General features: G+C 67.6%; 12 protein-coding genes, 1 tRNA gene and 1 rRNA gene. 6 read left to right on the forward strand and 8 right to left on the reverse strand.

All coding sequences use genetic code 11. From position 1 onward, the window contains the following. The first annotated feature begins 369 nt into the window (after nt 1–369). The 3 genes from dnaG to VMV28_00975 all read left to right on the forward strand — a co-directional run bounded on the left by dnaG (nt 370) and on the right by VMV28_00975 (nt 3,550). Nucleotides 370–1,707 (forward strand): DNA primase DnaG, encoded by a 1,338-nt coding sequence (dnaG, locus tag VMV28_00965; protein HUZ79186.1) that lies wholly within the window; start codon nt 370–372, stop codon nt 1,705–1,707. Between the two features lie 158 nt (nt 1,708–1,865). Continuing rightward, the gene (locus VMV28_00970; GenBank protein HUZ79187.1) at nt 1,866–3,410 is read left to right on the forward strand and encodes an ATP-binding protein; all 1,545 of its coding nucleotides are present in this window, start codon (nt 1,866–1,868) and stop codon (nt 3,408–3,410) included. Between the two features lie 67 nt (nt 3,411–3,477). Next, a tRNA-Val gene (locus VMV28_00975) sits at nt 3,478–3,550 on the forward strand. Between the two features lie 51 nt (nt 3,551–3,601). On the opposite strand, the gene VMV28_00980 is transcribed toward VMV28_00975, so the two are convergent. Continuing rightward, the gene (locus VMV28_00980; GenBank protein HUZ79188.1) at nt 3,602–4,444 is read right to left on the reverse strand and encodes a PrsW family intramembrane metalloprotease; all 843 of its coding nucleotides are present in this window, start codon (nt 4,442–4,444) and stop codon (nt 3,602–3,604) included. A gap of 358 nt (nt 4,445–4,802) precedes the next feature. On the opposite strand from VMV28_00980, the gene VMV28_00985 reads away from it, so the two are divergent. After that, nucleotides 4,803–5,948: an FUSC family protein gene (locus VMV28_00985; GenBank protein ID HUZ79189.1), complete on the forward strand. Its 1,146-nt coding sequence runs from the start codon at nt 4,803–4,805 to the stop codon at nt 5,946–5,948. Here VMV28_00985 and VMV28_00990 read toward each other — a convergent pair. The 3 genes from VMV28_00990 to VMV28_01000 are packed head-to-tail and all read right to left on the reverse strand — an operon-like array spanning nt 5,926 to nt 8,755. After that, entirely contained in the window at nt 5,926–7,311 is a 1,386-nt protein-coding gene (locus VMV28_00990) for an NAD(P)(+) transhydrogenase (Re/Si-specific) subunit beta (protein ID HUZ79190.1), read from the reverse strand. The genes VMV28_00985 and VMV28_00990 overlap by 23 nt on opposite strands. After that, complete coding sequence (locus VMV28_00995; GenBank protein ID HUZ79191.1) at nt 7,308–7,610, reverse strand: NAD(P) transhydrogenase subunit alpha; 303 nt, start codon at nt 7,608–7,610, stop codon at nt 7,308–7,310. The genes VMV28_00990 and VMV28_00995 overlap by 4 nt, the downstream gene beginning before the upstream one ends. Next, nucleotides 7,607–8,755, reverse strand: coding sequence for a Re/Si-specific NAD(P)(+) transhydrogenase subunit alpha (locus VMV28_01000; GenBank protein ID HUZ79192.1), 1,149 nt, complete (start codon nt 8,753–8,755; stop codon nt 7,607–7,609). Before VMV28_01000 ends, VMV28_00995 begins: the two co-directional genes overlap by 4 nt. An 89-nt stretch (nt 8,756–8,844) precedes the next feature. Between VMV28_01000 and lhgO the strand changes: the two genes are divergently transcribed. Both lhgO and VMV28_01010 read left to right on the forward strand, forming a co-directional pair. Then, nucleotides 8,845–10,101, forward strand: a complete 1,257-nt coding sequence (gene lhgO / locus VMV28_01005) for an L-2-hydroxyglutarate oxidase (GenBank protein ID HUZ79193.1) — start codon at nt 8,845–8,847, stop codon at nt 10,099–10,101. After that, the gene (locus VMV28_01010; GenBank protein ID HUZ79194.1) at nt 10,098–10,979 is read left to right on the forward strand and encodes a site-specific DNA-methyltransferase; all 882 of its coding nucleotides are present in this window, start codon (nt 10,098–10,100) and stop codon (nt 10,977–10,979) included. Before lhgO ends, VMV28_01010 begins: the two co-directional genes overlap by 4 nt. Here VMV28_01010 and VMV28_01015 read toward each other — a convergent pair. From VMV28_01015 to VMV28_01030, 4 genes are all read right to left on the reverse strand, one after another. Further along, entirely contained in the window at nt 10,935–11,714 is a 780-nt protein-coding gene (locus VMV28_01015) for a ribonuclease H-like domain-containing protein (protein ID HUZ79195.1), read from the reverse strand. The two genes, VMV28_01010 and VMV28_01015, sit on opposite strands and share 45 nt — an antisense overlap. 52 nt (nt 11,715–11,766) lie before the next feature. After that, nucleotides 11,767–12,057: a protease inhibitor I42 family protein gene (locus VMV28_01020; GenBank protein HUZ79196.1), complete on the reverse strand. Its 291-nt coding sequence runs from the start codon at nt 12,055–12,057 to the stop codon at nt 11,767–11,769. A 42-nt stretch (nt 12,058–12,099) separates the two neighbouring features. Continuing rightward, the gene (locus VMV28_01025; protein ID HUZ79197.1) at nt 12,100–12,477 is read right to left on the reverse strand and encodes a hypothetical protein; all 378 of its coding nucleotides are present in this window, start codon (nt 12,475–12,477) and stop codon (nt 12,100–12,102) included. 118 nt (nt 12,478–12,595) lie between these two features. Continuing rightward, nucleotides 12,596–13,079 (reverse strand): 23S ribosomal RNA (locus VMV28_01030); the annotation flags it as partial.

Here is a 13,079-nt window from a genome sequence, read left to right on the forward strand (position 1 = left end):
CCGCGCGCAAGGGCGCCGCCGGGGAAGGGACCCACGGGCCCCTTCCCGACCCGAATGGATGGATGCGGAGGGGCCGGGCCGGCGGCACCGGCCCTTGGTCCAGGCGCCGGAACGTGGGTCGTCGTCCCCCAGGCCTCCTTTAAATAGGGCCCCCGGCTCCACACGATTGAAAGGCACCCGGAGACGGAAGCCGAGGAAGTATCCTCATGTCGACGCGTCTCACGGAATCACGACTCACGCTCCACCCTGGTTCAGGTCGTAGGCTCCGCGATTGTTTCGGCGACGTGGATATTCCCCTCTGAGCTTCCGTCCGGGCCGATGCTCCCGTATGCGGGAGTTCGCCTTTCGCCAAACGGAGAAATACCAGAAATGACGAACGATCCCAGCGCCGCCAAATACCAGATCCGAGCCCACATCGTCGCCGAGGGTGTCATCGACAAACCCGACGTCGTAGGGGCTGTATTCGGACAGACCGAAGGACTCCTCGGAGAGGAGCTTGATCTCCGCGACCTACAGAAGTCCGGCCGCATCGGCCGGATCGAGGTCGATATCGACAGCCGCAAGGGCAAGAGCGAAGGAGAGATCATCATCGCCTCCTCGCTCGACCAGGTCGAGACCGCGATCCTCGCCTCGGGTCTCGAAACGGTCGACCGCATCGGGCCCTGCCGGGCCAAGATCGAGGTCGTATCCGTCGAGGATATCCGAATCTCCAAGCGCCAGAAGGTCGTGGAGCGGGCCAAGGAGATCCTCTCCCGCCTCCAGGAAGAGTCGAAGGGCGTCGGTCTCGATCTGACCGAGGCCGTCCGCAAAGCCGTCCAGGTCGAAGAGATCACGACGTACGGCCCGGAGCATCTCCCGGCGGGCCCGAACATCGATCAGGCCGACGCGCTGATCGTGGTCGAGGGTCGCTCGGACGTGCTCAACCTACTGCAGTGCGGCATCAAGAACGTCATCGCGGTCGAGGGCACGAGCGTGCCCCAGACGGTGAAGGACCTCTCCCGCGGGAAGACGGTCACGGCGTTCACGGATGGAGACCGCGCGGGCGAACTCATCCTCCGCGAGATGCTGCAGACGATGGATCTCGATTTCGTGGCTCGCGCCCCGCGCGGCAGCGAGGTCGAGGAACTGACGCAGAAACAGCTCGTAAAGTGCCTGCGCAACAAGATCCCGATCAACCAGTACCTGGAGATGACGGGATTCGATTCGACCGGCGCCACGCGCGGTCCGATGGAGGACCGAGCCGAAGGACCCCGGTCGGAAGGCGGGGGCCGCCCGGACCGGCGCGAGGACCGGGGCCCGCGTGACGAGCGCGGCCCGCCCCGCCGCGACGAGCACCGGCCGCCCGTAGCGGTTCCGCGTGCCGTGCCGCCACCTTCGCCCGCCGCACCTCCCGCGACGCTCCCACCGGAGCTCCAGCACTACTTCGAACTCCTCGGAGGCATCGAGAATGCCTCGAAGTTCCTGGTGATCGGCCCGGACGACGCCGTGGTCCACGACGCCCCCGTCAAGGACATGATCGACTTCCTCGTGGCGTACCCCGACCCCGCGAAGGCGCTCATCTTCGACGGCATCGTCAGCCAGCGCCTCCTAGACGTCGCCCAGGAGAAGAACATCGGAACGATCGTGGCCTCCCGTCTCGGGCCTGTGGGAAAGATGCCGGAGAACGTTCGGATCTTCACTCGCCAGGACCTCGGCGGAGCGCGGTAGTTCCTCCTCCGAACTCTTTCCGAGCGGGCCCGTCCTACGGACCCGCCCGGCCCCCTGTTTCGCCGGAGCCCCGGTCGAAGCGGGCGGCGACTGAGCACCCCGAAAGGTAACCTGCCCGGCCAAGCTTTTTACACCCTTCCGGACGTTATAACATTCAGATGGCCGACGCCACCGAAGCCCCGCGCAAGACCCTCGCCTCCATCGACGAGATGGAAACGACGGCCGACATTCCCATCCCGACGGATCCGCTCGATCGCGTGATCGGCCAGGAGAAGGCGGTCGAGATCGCGCGCATCGCGGCCTACCAGCACCGGCATCTCCTCCTCGTCGGCCCCGCCGGCATCGGCAAGTCGATGACGGCGCAGGCGCTCGCCCTCCATCTGGAGCGACCGCGGACCGAGCTGCGCATCGTGCACAACCCGGAGAACCCGGAACGCCCGACCGTCGAGGTCGTGACCCGGGAGGAAGCCTACCGCGAGCGGGAGGCCGAACGCACAACGGAGGGCGAGCTCATCGATCCCCGGGAGGCCCCCGCGTCCGTGGCCGAGCGGCTCGGCTACCGCTGCTCGCGGTGCGGCTTCTACTCGCTGCCGGCGGAGCGGTTCTGCCCGAGCTGCAGCAATCCCAAGGCCAGCACCCCACCCGGCACCGGGACGGGCAACCCCTTCCGCGACATCGTCGGAGGGCTCCTCGAGATCACCGTCAATCCGACCGGGAACCTTCCCGAGCCGGTCCGCACCACCCGAACCCGCAACGGAGTGGAGGAGGTCGTCGCCTACGAGCGCGCCGGCGAAAAGATCAAGGTCCTCGACCAACGCGCGCTGGAGCGTCGACGGGAGCAGCAGCGCGAGAGCCCGCGCAAGGTCCTCGTGAAGCTCGACCGCAACACGTTCGTGATGGCGACCGGCGCGAGCGAGACCGAGCTCCTGGGCGACGTGCGGCACGATCCGTACGGCGGCCACCCCCAGCTCGGCTCCCCGCCGTACGAGCGGGTCATCCCCGGCGCGATCCACGAGGCGCACGAGGGGGTGCTGTTCCTGGACGAGCTCCCGCACCTCGGCTACCTGCAGCGGCACATCCTGACCGCGATGCAGGAGAAGCGCTTCCCCATCACGGGACGCAATCCGCAGTCGGCGGGCGCGTCGGTCCGGGTCGATGCCGTTCCGTGCGACTTCATCCTCGTCGCGGCGGCCAACATCCAGGACATGCACCGCATCCTCTCGCCGCTGCGCTCGCGGATCGCCGGCGGCGGCTACGAGGTCCTCCTCGAGACCGCGATGCCCGACACCCCGGCGAACCGCCTGAAGCTCGCCCAGTTCTGCGCGCAGGAGATCGCGGCCGACGGACGGATCCGCCCGGCCTCCCGCGAAGCCGTCGAACTGCTCGTCCAAGAGGCGCGTCGCCGCGCCGAGACGATCGACGGACGTCGCAACTCCCTGACCCTGCGACTGCGAGAGCTCGGAGGCCTGCTGCGCACGGCCGGCGACTTCGCGGCCATCTCCGGGAGCCCCACGATCGAGGCGAAGCACATCCGCGAGGCCCTCGTCCGCGCCCGCCCGATCGAAGAACAGATCAAGGAGGCCTACGGATCGCTGCAAGGCGGCCTCCAGAAGGAAGCGACCGAGGCTCAGCGCCAATCGATGGGATACTACACCTGGAACGAGCAGTCCGACCCCCGGCAGTTTCCCGGCGGATACGGCTGACGCCCAGCCCGCGATTTCTCCGCGGTTCCGACAGGCATAAGTGCGCCGCCTTAGTGGCTCGCCGAGCGGGCGCGTAGTCTAGCGGTTATGACGTCACCCTGACACGGTGAAGGTCGCCAGTTCAAATCTGGCCGCGCCCACGTTCTTCTACGCGGCGGACGACCCGCGTCCTGCCCGCAGGGTCCCGGGACTCACTTCGGAGGCGCGCGGCGGAGCGCCGGGGCACGGGATCCGCCCCGGTAGGTCGAGAGCGCAGGATAATCGGTGGTCCGGATGACCTTCGCGACGTGCTCGAACGCGAACACGGCGAACGCGACGGCCGCGAGGAGGGCGAGGCCGCCCGCGACATCGCCGATCGAGTTCGAGATGCCGAACGCGACGAGGATGGCTCCGAGAGAGGCGAGGACGTTGAAGCTCGCGTGCATCCCGACCGCGAGGAGGTAGTAGTGGCCCGTGGCGCCGGGTTTGCCCTCGATGCGGGATTTCGCATAGCCGTAGCCGAACATGGCGGTGGAGCTCGCGTGCAAGAGCACGCTCGAGACGCTGCGTACCAGCACGAGAACGATCGCTCCGGGGAGGCCGCCAACAGCGAACCCCACGATGCCGTACAGGAGCGTCTCAAAGAACCCGAAGCCCAGTCCCACCGACGCGCCGAACACCGGGCCGTCGGCCAGGATGGCCATGCGAGCGCGCAGCAGGACGACACCGAGCCCTTTGAGGCCCTCCTCGACGAACGGCGCGATGACCAGGATCAGGAAGAACTGCCCGGCGGTGGAGTTGCCGTTGAGGAACGTGAACTCCGGTGCGGGAAGCGCCTGGCTCGCGCTGGTGCCGACGTTGAGCAGTATCCCTTCGATGGTCGCCGCCACCAGGGTGGCGACGATGGCCCCGTAGACGAAGGCGGTGAGGACGGTCCCCCACGAAGCGGTCCGATACCGTTCGGTGCCTCGTATCCACAGCAGGTAGAGGACGGCCGGGATCAGGGCCACCCAGAAGAGGATGACGATATCCAGGAGGGTGTCGAGATCGCTCATCGCGGGGTTACTCCCGGTATCCCTCACCTCGCAAGACCCTTGCCCATCGGGCGCGCGCCCCCGGCGTTCCCGACGAGAAGCCTCGCCCGAGCGTCCGTATCGAGGGCGCTACGCTCCGTATTTCTTGCACGGAGTGCGTTCGGGAGGCGCGTCGATCACCGACCGCGATGAGGTTCGAACCGTTGTGAACGCGGCCCCATACCCACGGCGAGCGGTCCTCGGCATCCCACGTCCCGTTCGGCGCCGCGCGCTCCGGGAGCGAGCCGAGGGCGTGCGAGCGGAGGGCCTCCGATCCCGTTCCTGTTCGAAATGGAGGGGTGCCTTCAAGGTCCGGTAGGCCGTGGGCTCGCCCGCGTCGATGGGGATGACCTGGGCAAGCGCGTTCCTCCGCGACGCGACCCGCGTCGACCGCAAGGGCCTCAACCTGATCACGGGCCTCGTCGCGGGGATCGTCATCATCGTTCCTCTCCTCGCCGGCGAAGGCGCCGGTTCCATTGCGGGGGGCGTGTTCGCAACGCTCGGCGCCCTCAACCTGTTGATGGCCATCGCAGCCCGACCTCCCGTCGCCCGGTTCCCTCCCCTGGCCGCCGCGGCGCTGTCGAACGCAGGCGCACTCGCGCTCGGTACGATCATCGGGACGACCGGCTGGGTGGAGGTCCCGCTCGTCGCTCTCGGGATCGGGATCATCCTCGTCAGCGCCAGCCGGGCGGGGTTCGATTCGATCGGACTGGTGACCGCGATCATGCTCGCGGTGGGCGTCGGCATCCCGGGCGGCTCCGGGCCGGAGGCCCTGGAGCGGCTCGTGCTCGCGCTCCTCGGTGGGTTCTGGGCGATCCTCGGTCTCGCGATCGCTCGGCCGATCCTCCTTCGACGTGGGTACTTCGGGGCGAACGAGGAAATCCAACGGCCAACGACCCCTCTTCGCCCCTCGGCCCCCGCTCCCGTACCGGTGAGCCGGGTGCACGTGCGGTACGCGATCCTGGTCGCCGGGACGACCGCGGTCGGTCTCGCCATCTCCCTCGCGCTCGGCCTTCCGCGGGACTACTGGGTGATGCTCACGGTCCTGGTCTCGTTACGCGCATCGATCGCGACGACGTTCTCGGCCTCGTTCCTGCGCATCGTGGGGACGATCGGGGGCGCCGGGGTCGCCGTCGGGCTCACCGTGTTCATCGTGAATCCCTGGGTCCTGGGGGCCCTCCTCTTCCTCTTTGCGATGGCCCTGTTCGCGACGCGCTGGGTGAACTACGGGATTTACACGCTGTTCCTGACGCCGTTCGTCATCCTCCTGCTGAGTCTGGCCTACCCGGGAGACTGGCAGTTCGCGTTCGTGCGGGTGTTCGACACGGTGCTCGGAGGAGGCCTCGCGATCACGGTCGCGACGCTGTGGTGGTTGCGCGACCGAGTCGAGCACACGGGCCCGCCGATCGCGGATAGCCCCCGCCGGAGCTCGCCCGAAGGCCCCTTCGCGGGTGGGGGGCGTCTCAGGAGTGCTCGAGCGCCGTGATGAGGCTCCCGACGACGGCGCTCGCGTCCCCGTAGAGCATCCGGCAGTTGTCCTTGTAGAAGAGGTCGTTCTCCACGCCGGCGAAGCCCCGGCCCTGGCCGCGCTTGATGACGAAGACGTTCTTCGCCTTGTCCACGTCCAGGATCGGCATCCCGAACAAAGGCGAGCCTTGCCGTCGTGCGGCGGGGTTCACGACGTCGTTCGCCCCGATCACCAGCACGACGTCGGTCGTAGCGAACTGCCCGTTGACCTCGTCGAGATCGTAGAGCTTGTCGTAGGAGACCCCGGCCTCCGCGAGCAGGACGTTCATGTGACCGGGCATCCGGCCCGCAACGGGGTGGATGGCGAACCGCACGCTCACGCCTTTCGCTTCCAGCGCGTCGGCGAGTTCCTTGACCTTGCGCTGGGCTTGGGCGACGGCCATGCCATATCCGGGGGCGATGATCACCTGGTTCGCGTACGCCATCAACGACGCCGCGTCGTCCGGATCGATCGGCTTGAGCGAGCCCTCGATGGCCCCGCCGACCTCCTCCTTCGCTCCGAACCCACCGAAGAGCACGCTGGCGATCGACCGATTCATCGCGCGCGCCATCTTGATCGTCAGCAGCGAACCGGCCGCTCCCACCAGGATCCCGGCCACGACCATCGCATAGCCCGCATCGCCGAGCTCGCCGTTGACCAGTACGAATCCATCGAGCGCCACCGCGATGCCCGTCAGCGCGTTGAACAGCGAGATGACCACGGGCATGTCGGCCCCACCGATCCTCAACGTCAGGAGGATCCCGTAGAGGAGCGTCAGCACGAAGAACGGGATCAGCCAGACCGTCGTGGCCTGGACGACCGTGAGGACCCCGAAGGCGAGCCCCACGACGAGGACGGCGATGTTGAGGACCTGCTGGGCGGGGAAGACGACCGCCCGCTGGACCATCCAGCCTTGGAGCTTGAGGAACGCCACGACACTACCCGCGATCGAGATCGACCCGATGACGGCGCCCGCGATGCTGAGCGAGGCGTTGGTCGGGTCGGAGACCGCGGTGAGAAGCTCGACCGCCGCGATCGCCGCCGCCGCGCCACCGCCCATCCCGTTGAAGACCGCGACCATCTGCGGCATGGCGGTCATCTTCACGACGCGGGCCCAGTACCAGCCGAGGCCGCCCCCGACGATGATCCCGATGGCAATCAGCTCGAAGTTCGTGAGCCCGCCGACCAGGAACGTAACGAGGACCGCGAGGAGCATCGCGACCCCGGCCGCGAGGATGCCGCGGCGAGCGGTCTCGGGGGACGCCATCGCCCGGAGCCCGAGGATGAAGAAGATCACCGCGAGGACGTAGACGCCGTCGATGAGCGGGGAGTAGTCGGTCACGGGGAACCTCCCTTACGCTTCGAGCGATCGAACATCGCAAGGATCCGCTCGGTGACCACGTAGCCGCCCGTGACGTTCATCGCCCCCATGATCACCGCGATGAGACCGATCGCCTGCTCGATCGGGGAGGTGGCGAAGCCGAGCACGACGATCGCGCCGACGAGCACGATCCCGTGGATGAAGTTCGAGCCGCTCATCAGCGGCGTGTGGAGGAGCACCGGGACCCGGCTGATGACCTCGTAGCCGACGAAGGTCGCGAGGACGGCGATGAGGAGGGCCGTCCAGATGTCCGCGCTCACTTCGTCCCTCCGATCGCGTCGCGGGTCGGGGCATACCGGACCTCCCCCTGGGTGACGAGGACGCTGGCGGCGAGGATCTCGTCGGTGTAATCGGAGACGAGATTGCGGTCCTTCGAGATGAGGAGTCCGAGGAACGACTCCAGGTTCTTCGCGAACATCTCGCTCGCGTGGAACGGCAGCGAGCTCGGGAGGTTGAGGGGCCCCGCGATCGTCACGTCATGGTACTGGATCTGTTCGCCCGGCTTGGTCAGTTCGCAGTTCCCACCGGTCTCCGCGGCGAGGTCGACGATGATCGAGCCCGGGCGCATCCCATCGACCGTCGTGTTGCGGACGAGCAGCGGGGCCTTGCGGCCGGGGATGTTCGCGGTGGTGATCACGACGTCCGCGCCTCCGATCGCCTGCGCTAGCATCGCCTGTTCCTGGCGCTTTTCCTCGTCCGTGAGCTCCCGTGCGTAGCCCCCCTGACCTTCGGCGTTGATCTGGAGTTCGAGGAACTTGGCCCCGAGGCTGCGGACCTGCTCGCCCGCGGCGCGGCGAACATCGTAGGCCTCGACCACCGCTCCGAGCCGTCGGGCGGTGGCGATCGCCACGAGACCGGCGACCCCCGCGCCCAGGATGAGGACCTTCGCCGGGCGGATCGTGCCCGCAGCGGTCATCATCATGGGGAAGAACTTCGGACAGAGCTCGGCTCCGATCAGGGCCGCCCGGTACCCCGCGACGGTCGCTTGCGAGCTGAGAACGTCCATGCTCTGGGCGCGGGTGATCCGCGGCAAGAGGTCGAGCGCGAACACCGTCACCTGACCGTCCCGGAGCGCCCGGATCCGGTCGAGGTTCCGGCTCATGTTCATGAGCGCGACCAGGACCCCGCCCGGTGGGATCTGGGCGATCTCCTCGAGGGTGGGCGCCTGGACCTTGAGAAGGACGTTCGAGCGGAAGATGATCCCCCGCTCCGAGGTGACCTGGGCGCCGGCCTCCGCGTAGCTCGCGTCCGGGTAGCCCGCGGCCGCGCCGGCGCCGTTCTCGATGGCGACCTCGACGCCGGACCTCACGAGACGCTTGACGACCTCCGGAACGAGGGCGACGCGACGCTCCCCCGGGGCTGTTTCCTTTGGAACGCCGATCCGTACCGCCATGAGGTTCGACATCGGTCGAATCGACCGAGATTATACGGTTGGCGTGTCCCGCTCGCTCCCCGTCGCGCCCGTATAAGCGCGGAGCCGCTCCCGACGCTCGCATGGGATCCGATATCGACGTACTGGTCATTGGCGGAGGGATCGTGGGCCTCGCGACGGCTCGGGAGATCCTCGCCCGACGTCCGTCGACCCGGCTCCTGGTGCTGGAGAAGGAGGCCGGGCTCGCTCGTCACCAGAGCGGCCACAACAGCGGGGTGATCCATTCGGGGGTCTACTATCGGCCCGGGAGCCTGAAGGCCCGGCTCTGCGTCCGAGGACGCGAGCAACTCCTACAGTACCTCGGCGACCGAGGCATCCCCCACTCCCTCACCGGGAAGGTCATCGTGGCGACGCGCTCCTCGCAGATCGAGCGGCTGGAGGAACTGCTCCGCCGGGCTCGCATGAACGGCGTCCCGGGTCTCGAGTGGCTCGATGCGCGAGGGATCCGCGCCATCGAGCCGGAGGTGCGAGCGTTGCACGGCATTCATGTTCCGGGAACGGGAGTCGTCGACTACGCCACGGTCTGCCGCTCCTACGCGACCGATATCGAGCTCGCGGGGGGGGCCGTGCGGACCGCAGCTCCCGTGACGGCGGTGAGCGCCACCGGCGAATCGGTCGAGGTCCGTCTAGGGTCCGATGAGTCGATCCGCGCCCGCTACCTCGTAAATTGCGCGGGATTGTATGCCGACCTCATCGCTCGAGAGGCGGGCGCGAACGTGGAAGAGCAGATCGTCCCGTTCCGAGGAGAGTACTACCTCCTGAAACGGGAGCGTCGAGGCCTCGTTCGCGGGTTGGTCTACCCCGTTCCGGACCCGCGGCTTCCGTTCGCGGATGTCCATTTCACGCCGACCGTGAACGGAGAGGTGCTGGTGGGCCCGAACGCGGTCCTCGCATTCGCGCGGGAGGGCTATCGCTGGGGAGCGATCCGACCGGGAGAATTCGCTCCGACCCTCGTCTCCCGCGGGTTCCTGCGCCTGGCACGCCGGTTCTGGCCGATCGGAGTGCGCGAGGCGTACCGCTCGCTCGATCGCAATGCGTTCCTTCGCGATCTCCAGCGCATGCTCCCCGCTCTGGAAAGGGACGATCTCCTCCGAGGGGGCGCCGGAGTCCGTGCGCAGGCCGTCGGCGTCGACGGAAGCCTGTGCGATGACTTCGTCCTTGCCCGATCACATCGGGCGCTCCATGTCGTGAGCGCCCCCTCCCCCGCCGCGACGAGCTCCCTCGCGATCGCCGAGGAGATCGTCTCGCGCATGCCGACCACCTTCTGGGCCCCGAGCCGGAAGATTCAAGGACGCTCGAAGGCGTCGCCCGCGAGATGAGTTCGAAGGTGGCCACCGCTCGGACCTCGAGACGCTCGGTGGCGCCCGCCCTCGATCGGATCATCTGCGGAGACGCGCGGACGGTACTCCGCCAGCTGCCGGCCGAATCCGTGCACCTCGCCATCACATCGCCCCCGTACAACGTCGGCATCGCCTACTCCGACTACTCCGACGACCGGACGTACCTCGAGTACCGCGAGTGGCTGCGAGGCGTCTGGAAGGCGCTCGCACGCGTTCTCCGCCCGGGAGGTCGGTTCGCGTTGAACGTCGCTCCGACCTCGATCAAGAACTTCCGCCCGATCCACCACGACCTCACGCGGGACCTGATCGAGGTCGGCTTCCTCCTGCGGACCGAGATCCTGTGGTACAAGCAAACGATGGGTCGGCGCACCGCCTGGGGTAGCTGGAAGAGCCCGGCCAACCCGCACGTGATCCCGTCCTGGGAGTACGTGCTGGTCTTCTCCAAGGGAAGTTGGCGGCTCGAGGGAGACCGCGCCGAGATCGACATCACCGGCCCGGAGTTCCAGCGCTACTCCGACGGATTCTGGGAGATCGCCCCCGAGCGCAACCGCCGGGGTCACCCCGCGCCGTTCCCGGACGAGCTGATCCGGCGCCTGATCAAGTTCTACTGTTATCGCGGGAACGTCGTCCTCGACATGTTCGGCGGGACGGGCACGGTCGCCGCCGTCGCGCGGGCCACAGGCCGACACTACCTATCGATCGACACGTCGCGCGAGTACTGCGAGCTCGCCCGGGAGCGGGTCGCGGCGGCACGCGCCGAAGGGACCGGCCCGCGCATTCCAGCGCCCGACCGGGTCGAGATCGCGCCCGGGCTAGTGCGCCGGCGCCGCGTTCGAACCGGGCATCGGACCGAGTAGGCGTCGTGAGAGCTCCGAGCTCGCGTAGCGCAGCAGCGGCTCCAAGTTGACCGTGTCGGCCCGGTTGTACCGGACGAGGCGGTCGAGCGCCGTCGAGCTTCCCCGGCGATACTCCTCCCAGAGGCGGACCGCATCCAGACCGCGAATGCCCTCGACGCCCTCGCGCGTGCCGAGACCGAGACGCTCCTCGATCCGCTTGAGCCCGCCCGCATGACCGAGGCGGTAGAAGAGGAAGCGAAGGTCGATGTGGGCCGGCGGGGGCTCGAGCTGCGGGAATCGGACCGAGAGGAACGGCACGTCGAAGATCCGACCGTTGAACGTGACCAGCACGCCGAAGCGGTGCAGGAACGCCGGGAGCTCCTCGAGGTTCTCCTCCGCGACGAACGTCCGGGTCTCCCCGCCTCCGTGAACCGTGACCACGGTCACGATCCCCTCGTACGGGGACAGCGAGGTCGTTTCGATGTCGAGGTAGGCGGTCGTCGACCGGAAGCTGGGGTACATGCGCCAGTGCTCCGCGGCCGGAAGACGACGTGCGAACCAGCCCGCGTCGCCTTCCGCGAGAGCGCGCTCGCTCGCTTGGACATCGCGAACGAACGTCGTTCCCCGCGCGCCACCCATCCCCATCGTGGGAACCGCATCGAGGAACTCCGACCAGTCCCGAACGCCGGCGCGCCAGAGCGCCGCCTCGGTGACGGGGCCGATCCCTTCGAAGTGCAGGAAGGTGGAGCGCAGCACGGGTTCCCCGCTAGCGCCGGCCCCGTTTATGCTTCGCGTCGCGAACGACGCCCTAGGCGTGGATCCGGACGGAGAACCGCCGTTCCTCGACGGCGCGACCCTCCCAGGGCCGGAGGTACTTGCATACGATCGTCGCCTCTCCCACGGCTCGAGCACGGAAGCGGATCATCTCCTGCCCGCCCGCGCCGATCAGGTGCGAGGAGTGCACGTACTCGCGATCGAGCAGTTCGAGGCGCTCGACCGGGACCTCGATCTGCCAGGAGAAGCCCGTCGAAGGGTTCGAGGGCAGGGCGATGGAGAACTCCTCGCCGACCCCGGCCTCGGTGGGAGGTGACCCGACCATGCCGACGGCAAGGACACGTCGGGGTTAGGGATTGCTCCGTCCCTACGGCCGGGGGTCCGCACCCTCGATCGGCAGCGGACCGATCGGGGCGATCTTCTCCTTGACCGCGAGCCAGAACCGTCCGACCTCTTCCGGAGGAAGGCGCTTGCCGTAGATCGGGGCCCGGCACTCCGCTTCGAGCACCGCGGGATCGTCGGCGTCCCACACGAGCCGGAGCACCCATTCTCCACGCTCCTCCTCGTAGGCGTAGACCTGCTTGCGCGGATCGGTGGGGACGGGATTGCGCTCGAGGATGTCGAGCGGAGGATCGGGAGGCGGAGCCGCTCCCATGAGCGCCGGCCGGGCCGGTGGGACGGGGACCGTGAGGCGGATCCACGCCACGACCGGCCAATGGCTCCGAGAGACCCCGAGGGATGGCATCGCGAGTCCCAGGACGGGGAACGACTAAACGGCAATGGTGGCGGAACGGGAGCATCCCCGTCCCGGTTCACCGGGAATTGGTTTCACACGCGTTCTGCTTAACTGTCAAGTGCAGTCAGGTTACGTAGCTGCGGACGTTAGTGGTCGCGGGCTGAGTAGATCGCCCGAGGGCTTTCTATGTACACCCCGACTCTATCGAACTCGTCATCTACGAATGTCCTTAAAGGTCTCTCTTTTTCGAGGGGGTTTCGGGCTTAGATGCTTTCAGCCCTTATCCCGGAGCGCGTGGCTGCTCAGCGATGCCTTGCCAGACAACTGATGGACTAGAGGCGCCGATACCCCGTTCCTCTCGTACTGTGGGTACCTTCTCGTCAGAGACCCTTGCACTTCCGCCAAAAAGCAACACACCTGTCTCGCGACGGTGTAAACCCAGCTCACGATCCCTTTTAATGGGCGAACAACCCCACCCTTGGTAGCTGCTGCACCACCAGGATAGGCAGAACCGACATCGAAGTAGCAAGCCTCCAGGTCGATAGGGACTCTTGCTGGAGACAACTCAGTTATCCCCGGGGTAACTTTTCTCTTATCAATGGCCCCTACAG

The organism is Thermoplasmata archaeon, from assembly GCA_035532555.1.
Taxonomy (GTDB): domain Archaea; phylum Thermoplasmatota; class Thermoplasmata; order Lutacidiplasmatales; family UBA184; genus Lutacidiplasma.

What these genes read in the sequence shown, in the direction of transcription:
- dnaG (HUZ79186.1), top strand. Translation starts at nt 370, where the DNA reads ATGACGAACGATCCCAGCGCCGCCAAATACCAGATCCGAGCCCACATC.
- VMV28_00970 (HUZ79187.1), top strand. Translation starts at nt 1,866, where the DNA reads ATGGCCGACGCCACCGAAGCCCCGCGCAAGACCCTCGCCTCCATCGAC.
- VMV28_00980 (HUZ79188.1), bottom strand. Translation starts at nt 4,444, where the DNA reads ATGAGCGATCTCGACACCCTCCTGGATATCGTCATCCTCTTCTGGGTG.
- VMV28_00985 (HUZ79189.1), top strand. Translation starts at nt 4,803, where the DNA reads ATGGGGATGACCTGGGCAAGCGCGTTCCTCCGCGACGCGACCCGCGTC.
- VMV28_01000 (HUZ79192.1), bottom strand. Translation starts at nt 8,755, where the DNA reads ATGTCGAACCTCATGGCGGTACGGATCGGCGTTCCAAAGGAAACAGCC.
- lhgO (HUZ79193.1), top strand. Translation starts at nt 8,845, where the DNA reads ATGGGATCCGATATCGACGTACTGGTCATTGGCGGAGGGATCGTGGGC.
- VMV28_01010 (HUZ79194.1), top strand. Translation starts at nt 10,098, where the DNA reads ATGAGTTCGAAGGTGGCCACCGCTCGGACCTCGAGACGCTCGGTGGCG.
- VMV28_01020 (HUZ79196.1), bottom strand. Translation starts at nt 12,057, where the DNA reads ATGGTCGGGTCACCTCCCACCGAGGCCGGGGTCGGCGAGGAGTTCTCC.
- VMV28_01025 (HUZ79197.1), bottom strand. Translation starts at nt 12,477, where the DNA reads ATGCCATCCCTCGGGGTCTCTCGGAGCCATTGGCCGGTCGTGGCGTGG.